Annotated in this window: 14 protein-coding genes; all 14 read left to right on the forward strand. The window is 25.1% G+C overall.

Annotated features, from left to right (window positions below):
- Positions 1-338: 338 nt before the first annotated feature.
- Positions 339-1,274 (forward strand): glycosyltransferase, encoded by a 936-nt coding sequence (locus ACTHUW_RS08290; RefSeq protein ID WP_442212981.1) that lies wholly within the window; start codon positions 339-341, stop codon positions 1,272-1,274.
- A 13-nt stretch (positions 1,275-1,287) separates the two neighbouring features.
- Positions 1,288-2,397, forward strand: a complete 1,110-nt coding sequence (locus ACTHUW_RS08295; protein ID WP_442212984.1) for an EpsG family protein — start codon at positions 1,288-1,290, stop codon at positions 2,395-2,397.
- A gap of 33 nt (positions 2,398-2,430) precedes the next feature.
- Positions 2,431-3,552: a glycosyltransferase family 4 protein gene (locus ACTHUW_RS08300; RefSeq protein ID WP_442212986.1), complete on the forward strand. Its 1,122-nt coding sequence runs from the start codon at positions 2,431-2,433 to the stop codon at positions 3,550-3,552.
- A gap of 23 nt (positions 3,553-3,575) precedes the next feature.
- A complete protein-coding gene (locus ACTHUW_RS08305; protein ID WP_442212988.1) occupies positions 3,576-5,000 on the forward strand; it encodes a lipopolysaccharide biosynthesis protein in 1,425 nt (474 codons plus the stop codon).
- Between the two features lie 13 nt (positions 5,001-5,013).
- Complete coding sequence (locus tag ACTHUW_RS08310; protein WP_442212990.1) at positions 5,014-6,276, forward strand: hypothetical protein; 1,263 nt, start codon at positions 5,014-5,016, stop codon at positions 6,274-6,276.
- Positions 6,197-6,973: a glycosyltransferase family A protein gene (locus tag ACTHUW_RS08315; protein WP_442212992.1), complete on the forward strand. Its 777-nt coding sequence runs from the start codon at positions 6,197-6,199 to the stop codon at positions 6,971-6,973. Before ACTHUW_RS08310 ends, ACTHUW_RS08315 begins: the two co-directional genes overlap by 80 nt.
- A 13-nt stretch (positions 6,974-6,986) precedes the next feature.
- Positions 6,987-7,733 (forward strand): glycosyltransferase family 2 protein, encoded by a 747-nt coding sequence (locus ACTHUW_RS08320; RefSeq protein WP_442212994.1) that lies wholly within the window; start codon positions 6,987-6,989, stop codon positions 7,731-7,733.
- Between the two features lie 25 nt (positions 7,734-7,758).
- On the forward strand, positions 7,759-9,180 hold the full coding sequence (locus tag ACTHUW_RS08325) for a sugar transferase (protein WP_442212996.1): 1,422 nt from the start codon (positions 7,759-7,761) through the stop codon (positions 9,178-9,180).
- 87 nt (positions 9,181-9,267) lie between these two features.
- A complete protein-coding gene (locus ACTHUW_RS08330; RefSeq protein WP_442212998.1) occupies positions 9,268-10,581 on the forward strand; it encodes a nucleotide sugar dehydrogenase in 1,314 nt (437 codons plus the stop codon).
- An 11-nt stretch (positions 10,582-10,592) separates the two neighbouring features.
- On the forward strand, positions 10,593-11,561 hold the full coding sequence (locus tag ACTHUW_RS08335; protein WP_442213000.1) for an SDR family oxidoreductase: 969 nt from the start codon (positions 10,593-10,595) through the stop codon (positions 11,559-11,561).
- Between the two features lie 24 nt (positions 11,562-11,585).
- The gene (locus ACTHUW_RS08340) at positions 11,586-13,940 is read left to right on the forward strand and encodes a glycosyltransferase (protein ID WP_442213002.1); all 2,355 of its coding nucleotides are present in this window, start codon (positions 11,586-11,588) and stop codon (positions 13,938-13,940) included.
- Positions 13,937-15,082, forward strand: coding sequence for a glycosyltransferase family 4 protein (locus tag ACTHUW_RS08345; protein ID WP_442213004.1), 1,146 nt, complete (start codon positions 13,937-13,939; stop codon positions 15,080-15,082). The genes ACTHUW_RS08340 and ACTHUW_RS08345 overlap by 4 nt, the downstream gene beginning before the upstream one ends.
- Positions 15,083-15,294: 212 nt before the next feature.
- Positions 15,295-15,951 (forward strand): sugar transferase, encoded by a 657-nt coding sequence (locus ACTHUW_RS08350; RefSeq protein ID WP_442213007.1) that lies wholly within the window; start codon positions 15,295-15,297, stop codon positions 15,949-15,951.
- 195 nt (positions 15,952-16,146) lie between these two features.
- Positions 16,147-17,700: a murein biosynthesis integral membrane protein MurJ gene (gene murJ / locus ACTHUW_RS08355; RefSeq protein WP_442213009.1), complete on the forward strand. Its 1,554-nt coding sequence runs from the start codon at positions 16,147-16,149 to the stop codon at positions 17,698-17,700.
- Positions 17,701-17,703: the final 3 nt, after the last annotated feature.

A 17,703-nucleotide genomic window follows, 5' to 3' on the forward strand; every position in this document is an offset into this window, starting at 1 on the left:
ATCTATGTGATGACTATACACTTAGATTTGAAATACCAAAGTATGGTGTGAAGAAGTAAGAATCTTAGGCTCAAAACCCCTCGTAAATGAGGGGTTTTGCCTTTGCAAAATCTTGCTATAATATAGTAAATAAGATACAATATATAATAGAAGAAACAGTAGAATCTGCACTAAAAAAAGATGATTTTAGGTAATAATCAGAGAGTATAGTAAAATAGATTATGGATGATAGCATCATTATGATTCTATCATTTTTGTTTAAAATATAAATATATTGACATTTACTATATTTAGAATAAAATAAATAGAGTAAATAATAATAGGGAAGGATTGAAGATATGCAAGGTGTTAGCATAGTAATTCCTGCTTATAATGAAGAAAAATCTATTCGAAATTTATTAGATAAACTTAAATTAAATATAGGTAATATAAAGTATGAAGCGGAAATAATAATTGTAGATGCAAACTCAAATGATAGAACAGTTAGAAATATTATAGAATGGAAAAAACATAACTCAAATGTAGAAGTCAAAATTATAGAAGAGAAGAGCATTACATATCCTGGTAAAGGTAGAAATATAGGAGTGGAAAACTCTAAATATAATTATATTGCCTTTATAGATTGTGGAATAGTTCCTGAAGAAAATTGGCTTGAGAAATTGTTAGAACCCTTTAAAAAAGATAGGAAAATTGAAGTTGTATGGGGAATTAGCAAATCACTTGCATATAGCGATTGGGAAAGGGCTTTTTCTAAAGTTATAGAAGCTAAAAATAATGAAGAGAGAATAGTAAGAAGTTCTGCCATTAAAAAAAATGTTTTTAAAAAAATAGATGGATTTGAACCTGATTTACGTTCAGCAGAAGACTTAATTTATATAGATAAATTAAAAAAATTAAATATAAATGAATATTTTGTAGATGCCAAAGCTTATTATACCGGATATCCTAAAGATGGTTATGAAGCATTTAAAAAATGGACTAGATATACTAAAGATAGTGTGAAAGCTGGATATATTAAAAGAAAATTAATATTATCTATAGCTTTAATACTATTCTATACTGGTTCATCTATTGTTTTTTTTATTCTTTCTAAAAATATATTATTATATATAGGATATTTATATCTCTTAATAAGCTTAAAGACTATTTTATCTATATTTAAAAATCACAAAAAGATAGAAAATATAAAAGAAGTGATATTAGGAAATATAGTTTCTATTTCAACTGACCTAGGAAGATTAAATGGATTAATTCAAGGAATTGTAAAAAGATAGACTGGGTGATAAAATGAAAATATATATTATACAATTAATCATAATTATTTTTTTAATATTTATAAGAAACAAAATAACAAAAAAACAAATGAATATAATCTTGTTTATTTATTTCATATTTCTTGCAATAGTTGCTGGGTTAAGATTTGAAATAGGAACAGATTACATAAACTATAACAATATATATAAATATTCTGAAATACTTATAAAAGATAGTCCTAAAGAAAGAGGGTTTTATGCAATTAATTTATTGTTTCAAAAGTTAAACATTAACTTTCAAATGTCTTTGATGATATTTTCAATAGTATCTAACTTTTTAATGTATTATGGAATAATAAAACTAAGTAAAAATCCGGCCATATCTACATTCTTATATTTAGCAACAGGAATGTATTATAGCTTTTTTAACATTACTAGGCAGGGTTTAGCAATAGCATTTATTCTCCTAGCAATATATCTTTTAATTAAAAAAAGATTTATATTGTATTACATTATAATAACTATAATTGCCTTAGTATTCCATAGGACAGCGATAATTTTGTTTATTGTTCCTCTAATAATGAAAATAAATATAAAAACTAAATATATTTTATTAACTTTTATAACTATAATAGTAGCACAGTATTTTAATTTAATAAATAGGTTGGTATTTTATATAAATGATATATTAAAGCTCCCATATGGTATGTACAAAGAAAAGTTACTAGAAAGTGTAGGAGTTAATCCACTTAACATGGTCATACCTACTTTATTAATAATTATTATAGTTATATTTAAAAATCAATTAATACAAAGAAATAAAGTGAATAAATTATTTATAAATATAAGCTACATACATTATATTTTTACTGTGCTATCTTTGGGCTTCATATATTATAGTAGGATAGCTATTTATTTTGAACTATATATATTGATACTTGTACCAGAGCTTAATATAATTATTGGAGATTGGCTAGAAACTATTAGAATATCAAGTAGTAAGTATTTTAAGTTTCTAAATGGCAAGTATGGAATTTTCTTAGATATAGTAATTGTATTATTATTTTTCATGTATATTGCCTTGCGATTATCTCAAGGTATATATGGTATAGTACCATATAGATATAGTATAGATTTATTTTAAAACTAATTTTTATAGGAAATAGGTGACAAATTAATGATTAAAAAAGTACTTTTTGTATCAACTGTAGAATCTCATATTATATTATTTCATATACCTTTTATGAAGTATTTTCAAGATAAAGGTTATGAAGTGCATGTTGCTACTAAAATATCTAAAAGAAAACAAGATCTTATTAATGAAAATATAATATTACATGATATTGATTTTACAAGAAAGCCTTATTCTTATAAAATTTTCAAATCATTATTTCAACTAATAAAATTGATGAAAAATAACAATTTTAATTTAATTCATTTTCATACACCAATGGCCTCGTTTATTGGGAGATTAGCTGCTAAAATTACTAATACTAATCCTGTTTTATATACAGCTCATGGATTTCATTTTTATAAGAACTCACCTCCATTAAATTGGATTTTATTTTATAACTTAGAAAGAATAGCATCCCATTGGACTGATGGATTAATCACAATTAATGAAGAAGATTATAATAGAGCTAAAAAATTTAAATTAAGGAAATCTGGTTCATTATATTATCTAAATGGCGTAGGAGTAGATATAGATAAATATGAAATTAAAAATAATGTATCAAAAGAAGATATTAGAAAAAAATTAGGATTTTCTAAAGATGACTTTATTGTCTTAATGATAGGTGAGTTAAATAAAAATAAAAATCATATACAAGCAATAAATGCCATTGATTCAATAAAAAATAAAGATATAAAATTAATTATAGTAGGAGAAGGAGAACTACAAAACAACTTAGAAAATTATATAAAGGATCAAAATATTGAAAATGTAAAAATGTTAGGTTTTAGAAAAGATATCCCGGAAATTTTATTTTCATCTGATGTTTTGGTATCTATGTCTCATAGAGAAGGACTACCTAAAAATATAATTGAAGGAATGGTAGCATCCAAACCTATAATAGCTACAAATATAAGAGGAAATAGAGATTTAGTCAAAAATAATGTTAACGGATATTTAGTTGAAGTTGGAGATGAAAAGTCTACTAAAAAATATATACTTGAGCTATATAATGACAAAAAACTTAGAATGAATTTAGGTAAGCAAGGTAGAAAATTTATAGACAAATATTCATTAAAAAACATAATGATAGAAATGGATAAAATATACAAGAAATATATAGATTAAATATATTAGATGAGGTAGATTAAATGAGTAATCGGGATTTACTGAAAGGCACAACAATATACACATTATCTGGGATTTTTACCAAGGCAGGTAGTATATTAATACTTCCAATATTAATAAGATTTTTATCTCCTACTGAATATGGGATAATTGGTTCTTTAACACCATTAACATCAATAATGTGTACTATATTTATATCAGGACTAAACGTGGCACAAATGAGAAATTATAACAGATTAGAAAAGAAAGAACAGCTTGGATCATATATTTTTACATTAAATATGTTTATAATTGTATTTGGTGTTATTACTTATTTTTTGATTACCAATGATTATGTAAAAGGATTATGGAATATAATATTTGATTTAAATGAAATAAAATATTCTTATATAAAAAGTTTTATAGTTTTAGGGGCATTAGACAGTCTGAACTTTATGGCTATAAGCTATTTTCAAATGAAAAAAAGATATAAAAGGATAGGATTAGGAAGTATTTTAAGCTTTCTAATTAACTTTTCTTTAACACTTTTTCTCATAATAAGTTTACACCTAGGAGTCACAGGTAGAATTCTGGGAATATTTGCTGGTAAGTTATTTTTAATAATTATTCACTATATAAAATATATAAAAGAATCAAAATTAAGCTTTAGAGTGGACTTTTTAAAAGATTCTTTAGCAATAGGAGCACCTATGATACTTACTGGACTCTTAGGGACCCTTATAAATTATAGTGATAGAATAATACTTGCAAAATATTCATCATTAGAAGTTGTAGGACATTATAGCTTAGCATATACAGGCGGATTAGTACTTCTAGTATTCATAGATTCATTTATAAATGCCTGGACACCAGCCTTTTATGATAAAATAGAAAAAAGTAATAAAGATAAATCGCTTACTAAAACTATAGAAATATTCATAGCAGGATTAACACTTGTAGCATTAGCAGGAGAACTTTTTTCAAAGGAAATAATTTATTTTATATTCCCAGAAAGTTATTTTAATACGATTGATTATCTACCATATATAATATCATCATCAATTCTTCAAGGTTTTGTATATTATTTATCCTTATTCTTATTTCACTTTAAAGATAACAAATATACATCCATAGTAAGTGGGTTTTCAGCAGGAATAAATATATTAATAAATATAATATTTATCCCGAAATTTGGAGTTATGGTAGCAGTATGGAGTACAATAATATCATTTTTACTATCAGCTATAATATATTTTACAATAGTGAAAGTCAAATATAAATTTTCATTTAAATATATAAAATTAATTCTAATATATTTATTAAGTTTAAATCCACTAATAATACATTTATTTGAGTCAAATATTGGTATTGCTAATTTTTCTTTTAAAGTATTGTATTTTATAATATCTTTAATTATACTTTTGAAATGGACAGATGCAAATAGATTCTTAAAAATGATTAAACGTTAGAGAGGTAATACAGATGAAACCTTATTATGAGAACATAAATTTAGATTTCTTTCAAGTATTCTTTATGATTGTATATTTAGTAATATTCTTTTTCTTACTAATGTTTATAGCAAGAAAATTACTATTAAAAGATGATAAATTTAATAGGTATTATTTTATAGGGGTACTTTCTATGTATTTTGTACTAATTATAGGGGATATAAAATTTGACTATATTCCACTTTTTCCTGATACACAGTTATATTATGACTTGTTAATTGGTAAAATCAAAACTGTACCTTCTATAGAATTAACAATAGGTTTTGGTTTGTTTTCAAGACTCTTTTACTTTCTAAGCTGTGGAAATATAATAAATTATATACTATTTAATTCTATTATAAATCAAATAGGAATATTGTTGCTTTGGAAATCTTTTAGAATATATAAAAAAGATGAAATAAGTATAAAAAATCAAAGATTATTTTTAATTTTTAGTGCAATATACCCAGTATCAATAATATATTCATTAACTTTACTTAGGGAATCATATTTTATATTAGCTTTTTCAATATTTTTGATAGGAATAATGAAAAAATCAAAAATTAATATATTTTTAGTGCTAGGGACTACCTTGGTTATAATATTTAGGACAAAATATGTGATTTTTTGTTTGATGATATATGCTATTAAACTATTATATTGCAATACAATAAAATTAAAATATAAAGCTATAGGAACTATTCTATTGATACCTATAATGTATTTTGGACTCAACTATGTGGCAGTAAGATATTTAAACATAGGCATAAGCCCAGCTGAATTAGATGACTTTAGGAATAGTCAAAGAGAGATATATCTAAATTCTGGAATGGAGTATCCTTACGTAGTATGGAATACTTGGTTAGATGTATTTAAAGCATATCCTTTACTTATAGCTCAATTTTTATTATCACCGTTACCCATATTGGTAGACTATGATTTTTTAAATTCTTTGGCATATACTATAGATGCATTTTATGTAATAATAGTATTAGTACTTTTCTTATTCAATATAAGAAATAATTATAAGAATCTATTTTGGATAGTAACTATACTTAGCATTATAGTATTAAGTAGTATATTTGAATATTTTCTTACGGGAGGAGTTAGACATAGATATGTAGCAATACTAATGTTTATACCATTACTATTCAGTGATAAAAAGGAGAAAGGTTTATATGGAAATAGAAGTTTTAATTTCTTCACTAGCAAAAGAAAATATAAAACAATTAACTTTACAGGAAAAAAATATAAATAGTAAAGTTTTGATAATAAATCAAACTGATAATCAAAAGATAATAAAAGAAGAATATATAAAGATGTTAAATTTTAATGAAAAGGGTCTATCTAAAAGTAGGAATAGAGCTATAGAAAATGCTACAGGAGACATATGTATAATAACAGATGATGATGTTAAATTTAAAAAAGACATATTTGAAGAAATACGAAAAGTTTTTATTGAAAATCCTGATATAGATATATTTACATTTAAATATGATAAACACAATAAAAATTTAAATAAAAATTACAGAGAAGAAGCATTTATACATGACAAATTTTCTATTGCCAAAGTTTCATCGATAGAAATAGCTTTTAGGATAAGAAGTATAATGGAAAACAATATCAGGTTCGATGAAAAGTTTGGATTGAATTCTAGATACTTATCAGGAGAAGAAAATATATTTTTAAAAGATGCATTAGATAAGGGGTTAAAAATAATGTATTATCCCTTAATAATAGCAGATCATCCAGATGAAACATCAACTTCTACTTGGAGTGATAAAAAAATTTTTTCGAAAGGTGCACTTTTTTATAGACTATATGGAAATATAGCATATATTTTAGCACTAGGTTTTGGTATCAAAAAACACAAGGAATATAAAGTGGATTATACAATATTTAAGTTTGTGAAACTTATATTAAATGGAGTAAAAGATTATAAAAAGAGAAATTGATAGGAATGATAATATGCCTAATGTATCTATAGTTACACCAGTATATAATTCAGAAAAATTAATAAGTGAAACGATAGAATCGGTACTTGATCAAACATATAAGGATTTTGAAATGATCATTGTAGATGATTGCTCTACAGATGAATCAAGTAACATGATTCAAAGATATGCTGATATAGATAAAAGAATAAGATATTTTAAATTAGATAAAAATTCTGGAGCTGCTGTTGCTAGAAATAAAGGTATAGATATTGCAAGAGGAAGATTTATTTGCTTTTTAGATAGCGATGATTTATGGACACATACAAAATTAGAAGAGCAATTAGCCTTTATGAAAGAAAAAGATATTGAGTTTTCTTTTACTTCATACTCCCTTATAGATGAAGATGGGAATGAATTGAAAAAGATAGTAAATATACCTAAAAAGATTGATTATGAAGGCTTACTTAAAAACACTATAATAGGATGTCTTACAGTTATTATAGATAGGGAGAAAATTGGAGACTTCAATATGCCTCTTGTTCGAGCAGGTCAAGATACTGCTACATGGTTATCTATCCTTAGAAAGGGATATACTGCCTATGGCTTGCAAAAACCACTTGCAAAGTATAGAATAGTAAAAGGGTCAATATCTCATGGTAAGATAAAGGCTCTAAAAAGAACATGGAATACTTATAGGAATTTAGAGGAATTATCACTTCCTAAATCTATATATGTATTTATATTTTATGTATATAACGCCATAAAAAAGAGATTATAAGCCTTTAAACAGAAAGGAAATTAATATGAATACAAAAAGAAAAAGAGATGGAGCATTATATAAAGCAGTTTTGGTAAGCATCAATATTATATTAATTATAGCTGCATATTATATAGCTTTCTATCTTAAATTCGATAGAATAATAAGTCCCAAACATATAGGACAGTTTTATCAAATTATTCCATACTTAATAATAACATCATTCGTGTTTTTCTATGTAAATGATGTTTTTGGTATACTTAAAAAATCATTTATAGATATCATATATTCATCTATGATTTCTTTAGTAATGATAAATATAACTACTGTAGCTATACTATTTTTAGCAAGGACTTTATCATTTCCTCGTTCTGTTTTAATGATATCATCTATAATTCAAGTTATATCAGTATTTATTTGGACAACTATAATGTGGAAGAGAGTTCAAAGAATCAAAAGAAAAAAGGATGCTATTATAATAGGAAATAAAACTGATAGTGATATAGTACTTAAAAAAGTACTTATAAACTCAAAAAACCATATGAATATAAAGTTTATATGTAATAAATTAGATGATGAAATGTATAAATATATTGATAAGGTAGATGAAGTTATAATTTCACCTGGTATAGAAAGTCATATAAAAGATGAAATTATAACTCATTGTATAGAAACCGATAAGATAGCTTATTTGGTACCTTCACTATCAGAAATTTCATTGTATAACGCCAGTATAGAACAGTTTGATGATATACCAACATTTAAAATTGATTCACTTTATATGTCTCTTGAAAAAAGATTCATGAAAAGAACGCTAGATTTATTTATTTCAATTATAGGACTAATACTCACTATTCCTATAATGTTAGTAGTAGCTATAATTATAAAATTATATGATAGAGGAAATATACTATTTTCTCAAGAAAGACTCACAAGAGATAATAAAACATTTAAATTATATAAATTTAGAACCATGGTAGTAGATGCAGAAAAACACACCGGACCAACACTTGCCACAGAAAAGGATCCACGTATTACACCCCTTGGAAGAATACTTCGTTCTACAAGATTAGATGAGCTCCCACAACTATTCAATGTACTCATGGGTGATATGTCTATAGTAGGACCAAGACCTGAAAGAGAATACTTTGCAAAGGAATTTATAAAAGATATCCCGGATTTCAAATATAGGGTAATAGTGAAAGCTGGAGTTACAGGCTTTGCCCAAGTTTGGGGAAAATATTCTACAAGCCCTGAAAATAAGATAAGATATGACTTATTATATATAAGAAACTATTCATTTTTACTTGATTTAAAACTTATACTTGAAACAATAAAAGTTATGTTTGTAAAAGAAAGCTCTGAAGGAGTAAAAGAAGAAAAGTCAGTAGATGAGTTATTAGAGGATGAGAACTTACAGAAAAAGAATGAAAATGAAATTATAGAGTTGAAGAATGATGAAAGATAATTTTTATCTTTAAAAATATTGATAGGAATTTATTTATGATATATTATAGAGTATGTACTAAAAAGGTATGAGATAGGAGATGGAAAAATGAGTTTATATGAAAAAATAAAAAACAGAAAAGAGAAGATTGCAATTGTAGGACTTGGTTATGTAGGAATGCCTATAGCAGTAGCATTTGCTAAAAAGGTAGATATAATAGGGTTTGATATAAGCAAAGGAAAAGTAGAATTATATAAAAATGGAATTGATCCTACAAGGGAAGTAGGAGACGAAGTGATTAAAAATACAACGGTTGAATTCACTTCAGATGAAACTAAGTTAAAAGAAGCAAAGTTTCATATAGTAGCAGTACCAACTCCGATTAAAGATGATAAAACTCCAAATTTAAAACCAGTTTTAAGCGCAAGTGAAACCGTTGGTAGGAACTTAACTAAGGGTTCTATTGTAGTTTATGAATCTACTGTATATCCTGGAGTTACAGAAGAAATTTGTATTCCTATATTAGAAAAGGAATCTGGTCTAAAATGTGGTATGGATTTTAAAGTTGGCTATTCTCCAGAAAGAATAAACCCTGGTGATAAAGTTCATAGATTAGAAACTATCGTTAAGGTTGTTTCTGGTATGGACGAGGAATCTCTAGAAAACATAGCGAAAGTCTATGAATTAGTAATAGATGCTGGAGTACATAAAGCGGAAAGCATAAAAGTAGCAGAAGCAGCCAAAGTTATAGAAAACTCACAAAGAGATATAAATATAGCTTTTATGAATGAATTATCAATAATATTTAATAAATTAAACATAGATACCCAAGCTGTACTTAAAGCAGCAGGTACTAAATGGAACTTTTTGAATTTTACACCTGGACTAGTAGGAGGACATTGTATAGGAGTTGATCCTTACTATTTAACATATAAAGCAGAACAAACAGGTTATCATTCACAAATAATATTATCTGGCAGAAAAATAAATGACAATATGGGAAAGTATGTAGCAGAAAATACAGTAAAAAAGTTGATAAAAGCTAATAAACAGATAAGGGGATCTAAAGTTGCAATATTTGGACTTACATTTAAAGAAAACTGTCCTGATATAAGAAATACAAAAGTAATAGATATAATAAATGAATTAAAAGAGTATGAAATAGAAGTAAAAGTAGTTGATCCAGAAGTGGACAAAGAAGAAGTTAAAAGGGAATATGATTTAGAATTATATACTTTAGATGATTTAAAGGATATAGATGGAATCATACTTGCAGTACCTCATAACAGCTTTAATGATATTAAATTAAAAGAATTAGATAAATTATATAAAAATACTCAAGAAAAAGTACTAATAGATGTAAAAGGAATGTTTAATAAAGAAGAAGCTGAAGAAAATAATTATATTTATTGGAAATTATAGGGGGCAATAAAATGGATTATAATTTTAAAAAGGATAGTAAATTTCTTGTAACCGGAGGAGCAGGCTTTATAGGATCAAACTTAGTAGAAAAAATATTAGAACTAGGTTATGAAGTTAATGTATTAGATAACTTTTCTACTGGCAAAAGGGAAAATCTAAAAGAATTTATGGATAATCCAAAATTTAATTTAATAGAAGGGGATATTAGAAATAGTGAAGATTGTGCTAAAGCATGTAAAGGTGTAGATTATGTGCTTCATCAGGCAGCATTAGGTTCAGTACCTCGTTCTATAGATGATCCTCGTACAAGCAATGATGTAAATATCACAGGAGCATTAAATATGATGATAGCTGCAAGGGATAATAATGTCAAAAGATTTGTATATGCATCTTCTTCCTCAGTTTATGGTGATGAACCAAAACTTCCAAAAGTAGAAGGAGTGGAAGGAAAATTATTATCGCCTTATGCTATAACTAAAAGAGTGGATGAATTATATGCTAAAAACTTCTATGATTTATATAATTTACCTACAATAGGTCTTAGATATTTTAATGTATTTGGTAGAAGACAAGATCCTCATTCAACATATTCAGCAGTAATACCTGTATTTGTAAAGAAATTATTAAATAATGAATCACCAACAATAAATGGTGATGGTAGGCAATCAAGAGATTTTACTTATATAGAGAATGTAATACAAGCTAATTTAAAAGCATGTTTAGCAGAAAAGGAAGCATTTGGTGAGGCTGTAAATATTGCATATGGTGGAAGGATGTACTTAGATGATTTATATAAAAAACTAGCAGAGCTTTTAAACAAAGATATAAATCCTGTATTTGGACCTGATAGAAAAGGAGATATAAAACATAGTAATGCAGATATTTCAAAAGCAAAGAGACTTTTAAAGTACAAACCTAAATATAATATAGAAGAAGGATTAGAACAAGCAATAGACTGGTATAAAGAAAATCTGAAATGATATTAACTTGTAAGGAGCTATAAAATGGGTTTTTCATATAATAATATTTATAAAAAAAATAAGAAAACTTTATATATTTTATCTTTAATTTTAATTTATATAATGTACTTTTTCATTAAAAATGATATTTTACTTATTATATTTGCTTTATTTTCATTAGCTCCTATAATATTAAATAAAAAATTAAATAAATCTTTGAGAATAATAATCTTTATTACTTTTATTATAAGGGTTATATATACTTATAACTTATATTTATATGATATTAAACCTTTTCCTGATAGTATAAAATATTTAAATATATTAGAAAAGATAGTTAATGAAGGGACCTTTAATTTTAGACAAATAGTAGAAATTACGAGATCTTTACATGTAGGTTATTCATATATAATGTATATTACTTACACATTATTTGGAGGTGCTTTTTCTCTATATTTAGTAAATATAATCATGTATTTTTATTCTGTATTCTTACTAAATTCGCATATTAGAAATAAATATAATGAAAAAATAGCAAATATAAGTTCATATATAATGCTATTTAGTGCTATATTATTTATATTCACTTCTGATATATTAAAAGATTGTACAGTTCTATTTTTCTCTATGCTTTCATTATATTTTTATGACAAAGTTAAAATGAATAAATTTATTTATTTAATACCATTTTCACTTAGTTTAGGATTTTTAACTATAACTAGAATATATGCGGGCTTTGCTTTTTTAATAGCATTTTTGATAGATATGCTAATAAATAATAAAATAAAGTTAAACAAAAAAATAATTTTATTAAGCAGCAGTGGTATTATTCTTTTTATGATTATATTCTCTAAATATATTATGACCTATATAAGTCTAGGAGTAAGAGTTTTAAATAAAATATTTTCAAATAGCAATGTAATATTAGAAACATTGATGGGACTAACCAAGATAATATTTGCACCAATACCTTGGAATGTATTTAATAATGGAACTATATACTCTTATACTGCTATAGACTCTACATTTTTCTTAATATTTAGCTTCAGTCTAATTTTTTTGTTGATTAAAATAATATTAGATATAGAATTTTTAAAATCAACAATAATTTATATAGTTCCTATATTTATTCATGCATTCATATTAGGAACGACATATGATGGTAGTTTTGTAAGACAAAGAATAGCTATATTACCATTATTAATTTTACTCTATACATTAGGTGTATTTTATGTTCCAAATCATAATAAAAAGAAAAAAAGTAAAAAAATAAAAATTGCATATATAATTACGGGATTAAACACTGGAGGAGCAGAAAGACAACTTACTAGAATAGTTAAAAATATTGATAAAGAAAAGTTTAATCAAATAGTTATTTCTATGTTAGATAAAGGAACATTGGGAGAAGTAATAGAAAAAGATGGTACAAAAGTATATACTTTAAATATGAATACTAAACTTAATAAATTAAAAGGACTAAAAAAACTTTTTAATATATTAAAAAAAGAAAGAGTAGATGTATTAACTTCATTTATGTTTCATGCTACATTATCATCAAGAATAGTGAGTAGATTTATATATGTTCCAGTATTAATATCATCAATTAGATCTACAAATATGGGAAGCAAATTAAGAGAAAAAATATTTAAATGGACTAGTTTCACAGAAAGTAAAATAATTACTAATAGCAATTTTGCAGCAAACGAAATTATAAATAATAAAATTGTAAAAAAGGAAAAATTAATAGTGATTTATAATGGAATAGATACTAAAGACTTTTTCCCTTCCGAAAATATTAGAAAAAAAATGAGAAATGATTATAAAGTTAAAGATAAATTTGTTTATTTAGCTGTAGGGAGAATGCATAAGGCTAAAAATTATGACCTTTTAATAAATTCTTTTAAAATAGTAAGTTATAATAATAATTCAGTTCTTTTTATAGTTGGAGAAGGTAGAGGAAATGAAGATAAATATCAAAAACTTATTTCAAAATTAGGATTAGATAAAAAAGTATATCTGGTTGGAAATAAAACTAATATAAATGATTTTATGAATATGAGTGATGTATTTGTTTTAAGCTCGAAATGGGAAGGAATGCCCAATGCTCTTATAGAGGCTTCTTCATGTGCACGCCCTTGTGTAGCTACAGATGTAGGGGGAGTAAGAGAAATATTAGAAGATAAGAAAACAGGATTTATAGTTAAAAATGATGATATTGATGAATTTTCAAAATCAATGATTTTATTATTGAAAGCATCAAAAGAACAAAGAAAGATAATGGGAAATGAATCTAGGGAAAATATTATAAAAAACTTTAGCATACAAAAAGTAGTAAAAAGCTGGGAGAAATTATATTCCCAGGAATATAATAAGTCAAGTCAAAAAAAGGTGAAGTTATGAAAAAAATAATACAATTATGTGCTATAGATGACGCTATGAATAGATTATTAAAAGAATTAAACAAAGAGATTATTAAAGATGAATATGATTTAATATGTGTTTGTTCATATGGAGAAAATACTGATAATCTAAGACAAGAAGGATTTAACATCCAAAATATAAATATCAATAGAAAAATAAAACCGATAGCTAACATGAAGTCCATTTACAATCTATATAAATTTTTTAAAAAAGAAAAGCCGGATATAGTTCATGTTCATACACCTATAGCTTCTGTATTAGGTAGAATAGCAGCAAAGCTAGCTGGTGTTCCGAATATAATATATACTGCACATGGATTTTATTTTCATGAAAATATGCCATATATTAAATATAAATCTATATTGACAATCGAAAAAATAATAGCTAAATGTTGTACGGATTATATATTTACTCAAAGTGAAGAAGATAATTTAACCGCTAAAGAAAATAATTTTTTAAATGCAGATAGAATTATAAATATAAGTAATGGAGTAGATGTGCATGGGAAATTTAATCCTCAAAATATTTCTTTGAAACAAAAACAAGATTTGTATGAAGAATTAAATATATATCAAGATGATTTTGTGATAACTTTTATAGGAAGGCTTGTTAAAGAAAAGGGTATTTTAGATCTCTTAGAAGCATTTAAAACCATTGAAGATCCAAAGATGAAATTATTGATAATAGGTGCTGTAAATCAAGATAGTAGAGACTTAGGAACTTCAAATAAAATAAAAAATTATCTTAATGATAAAAGAATTAAATTATTAGGTAAGAGAGATGATGTAGCAAATGTTTTATCAATAACAGACATATTTTGTCTGCCTTCATATAGAGAAGGAATGCCCAGATCTATAATTGAAGCTATGGCAATGGAATGTGCAATAATTTCTACAAATATAAGGGGACCCAGGGAAGAAGTTATTGATGGTGAAACAGGTTTTTTAATACCTATAAGTTCCAATGAAATTTTATCACAAAAGATTCTTATGCTTGCAAAAGATAAAGAATTATTAAATAAAATGAAAAAAAAGTCACGCAATAGAGCTATAAATTTATATGATGAAAAAAAAGTGATTGAAACTCAATTGAATCTATTTAATCATTTAGTTTCAAAATAAAAGCCCTTTTTAGGAAAATCATAGCTGGTTTACTGAATGGGCTTTTACTTTAGAATTAAATTGATATTAATTTTCAGATTGACTCTAAACTTTTCATCATATACAATTAATGTAGAACTTTTGGATTTAATATATTAAACAATAAATTAATAGCAAAAATTACAAAATATTATTATAAAACTTAAGAAAAATATGTTTAATAGGAGTTGCATATGGAAACTAGAGATACATTTACATATAAAAAGAATAATATTATCAAAAAAGAACATGATATTAGAAAATTGGATTTTATATATTCATATAATAATTTTAAAAAACTGATAGACTTTTCAGCTGCATTATTAGGAATAATAATTTTCAGTCCTATACTGATAGCTATAAGCTTATTAATTAAATTGACATCTCAAGGTCCCGTATTATTCCTTCAAGAACGAATTGGAAAGGATAGTAAAAGGTTTACCATATATAAATTTAGAACTATGATAGTAGGTTGTCCAAATGTACCTACAGATGAAATGAAATATGCAAATCAATATAGAACCAAAATAGGTGGAATTATAAGAAAATTAAGCTTAGATGAATTGCCTCAGCTATTTAATATATTAAAAGGCGATATGAGTTTTATAGGTACACGCCCTATGATTAAGGAACATGAATATCTAATTCATGAAAGAAAGAAAAAAGGGATAGATAAATTATATCCTGGAATTAGTGGATTAGCACAAGTGAATGGAAGAGATGATATTACAGATCAAATTAAATTAAATTTTGACCAAAAATATATGGAAAGTTTTAGTTTTATTATTGATTTTAAAATTTTCATCAAAACTATTTTTAAAATAATGAAAAAAGAAGATATATCGTTATAAATATATAGAAAATCAATTTAATTTATAGCTTAGTGAATCTTATAAGATTCACTAAGCTAAATTATTTATAAAAAGCTATCTAACTATTGAGACCTTGAATATTACTTGCAAAAGTAACTTGTAAAGTATAGAATGATAAAAGGGCAAAAGTCTAAAAATAAATTTAAGTAATTTATATTAAGGTGGATCAGAATAATGTCAAAGTCAAAAAAAGCTGCAAAGTCAGCCATAATTATAATGATTTTAACTCTTATGAGTAAATTTTTTGGATTTATAAGAGAGATGCTAATAGCTTCAAAATTTGGTTCGGGAGACCAAACTGATGCTTTTTTTGTAGCATTAACTGCCACTTCTATAATTATGGGAGCCATAGGCGTGGCTTTAAGCACAACAATTATACCAATTTTTTCAGAAATAAAAGAAAAGCGTGGTAAAAGGATACAGTATAGATACATGAGTAATATAATTAATATAATATTCATACTATCAACTTTACTTATATTATTAGGATATATCTTCTCTCCTTTAATTATAAAACTATTAGCTAAAGGATTTGAAGGAGAACAATTTGAATTGGCTGTAAGCTTAAATCGCATCGGTCTGCCTATAGTTTTGTTTACATTAATAGGATATATTTTTTCTGGATATTTACAGAGTGAAGAAAGGTTTATCCCAACAGCTTTTGCTGGTATACCATTTAATATAGTATATATAGTCTATCTGATTTTAGTCTCAGATAAATACAATATACAAGGATTAATGTTTGCTGCAATAATCGCAGCATTTGCACAAGTTATTATTCAGGTAATACCAGCTTTAAGGTCTAATTATTCACATAGTTTAATAATAGACCTTAAAGATCCATATATTAAAAAATCATTATTATTGGTAATTCCTATAATAATTGGAACAATAGTACAGCAAATAAATGCAATAGTTGATAAAACATTAGCATCTGAATTGATAGATGGAAGTATTTCAGCTCTTTACTATTCATCTAAATTAAATACTCTAATAATTACTGTTTTTGTAACTGCTATACTTACTGTGATTTTTCCTATGCTTTCTATAGAATCCAGTAAAAATGAACTAAATGGAGTTATAAAAATAATAGATAAAGGTATAAATGTAATATTAATTATAACTATACCTGCTGCAATAGGTATAATGATATTAGCTCGTCCAATAGTTGAAGTGGCATATCAAAGAGGTGCATTTGATACTAATGATACTTTAATGACTTATACAGCTTTAGTATTTTATACTCCTGGGATAATAGGAATATCTATAAGAAATTTGTTAAGCCGTGTATATTATTCACTGCAAGATACAAAGACACCTATGATTAATGGTATCATAGCTGTATCTTTAAATATTATACTTAATATGATATTAGTACGATACATGGACCATAGGGGATTAGCACTAGCAACAAGTTTATCATCAATTATTGCTATGTTATTATTGTTTTTTAGTCTTAAGAAGAAAATCAAAAATATTAATGTGAAATTAAAATTAATTACTTTTGTTAAAATAAGTTTTTCAGCATTTATTATGGGCATATTCATAAATCCTATATATACCTACTTTTATCAAATAATTAAAATTAATGATTTGATAAATAATGTAATAACTTTAGTAATAACAATTTCACTATCAGTATGTATTTATATAATAGCAAGTTTATTTATAAAAGTTGAAGAAATTGTTATGATTAAAGATATTATTAAACAAAAAATAAAGTTTTGATTA

Origin of the sequence: Senegalia sp. (in: firmicutes), assembly GCF_052088025.1 — a bacterium.
Lineage (GTDB): Bacteria > Bacillota > Clostridia > Tissierellales > SIT17 > Anaeromonas.

What these genes read in the sequence shown, in the direction of transcription:
- ACTHUW_RS08290 (WP_442212981.1), top strand. Translation starts at nt 339, where the DNA reads ATGCAAGGTGTTAGCATAGTAATTCCTGCTTATAATGAAGAAAAATCT.
- ACTHUW_RS08295 (WP_442212984.1), top strand. Translation starts at nt 1,288, where the DNA reads ATGAAAATATATATTATACAATTAATCATAATTATTTTTTTAATATTT.
- ACTHUW_RS08300 (WP_442212986.1), top strand. Translation starts at nt 2,431, where the DNA reads ATGATTAAAAAAGTACTTTTTGTATCAACTGTAGAATCTCATATTATA.
- ACTHUW_RS08305 (WP_442212988.1), top strand. Translation starts at nt 3,576, where the DNA reads ATGAGTAATCGGGATTTACTGAAAGGCACAACAATATACACATTATCT.
- ACTHUW_RS08310 (WP_442212990.1), top strand. Translation starts at nt 5,014, where the DNA reads ATGAAACCTTATTATGAGAACATAAATTTAGATTTCTTTCAAGTATTC.
- ACTHUW_RS08315 (WP_442212992.1), top strand. Translation starts at nt 6,197, where the DNA reads ATGGAAATAGAAGTTTTAATTTCTTCACTAGCAAAAGAAAATATAAAA.
- ACTHUW_RS08320 (WP_442212994.1), top strand. Translation starts at nt 6,987, where the DNA reads ATGCCTAATGTATCTATAGTTACACCAGTATATAATTCAGAAAAATTA.
- ACTHUW_RS08325 (WP_442212996.1), top strand. Translation starts at nt 7,759, where the DNA reads ATGAATACAAAAAGAAAAAGAGATGGAGCATTATATAAAGCAGTTTTG.
- ACTHUW_RS08330 (WP_442212998.1), top strand. Translation starts at nt 9,268, where the DNA reads ATGAGTTTATATGAAAAAATAAAAAACAGAAAAGAGAAGATTGCAATT.
- ACTHUW_RS08335 (WP_442213000.1), top strand. Translation starts at nt 10,593, where the DNA reads ATGGATTATAATTTTAAAAAGGATAGTAAATTTCTTGTAACCGGAGGA.
- ACTHUW_RS08340 (WP_442213002.1), top strand. Translation starts at nt 11,586, where the DNA reads ATGGGTTTTTCATATAATAATATTTATAAAAAAAATAAGAAAACTTTA.
- ACTHUW_RS08345 (WP_442213004.1), top strand. Translation starts at nt 13,937, where the DNA reads ATGAAAAAAATAATACAATTATGTGCTATAGATGACGCTATGAATAGA.
- ACTHUW_RS08350 (WP_442213007.1), top strand. Translation starts at nt 15,295, where the DNA reads ATGGAAACTAGAGATACATTTACATATAAAAAGAATAATATTATCAAA.
- murJ (WP_442213009.1), top strand. Translation starts at nt 16,147, where the DNA reads ATGTCAAAGTCAAAAAAAGCTGCAAAGTCAGCCATAATTATAATGATT.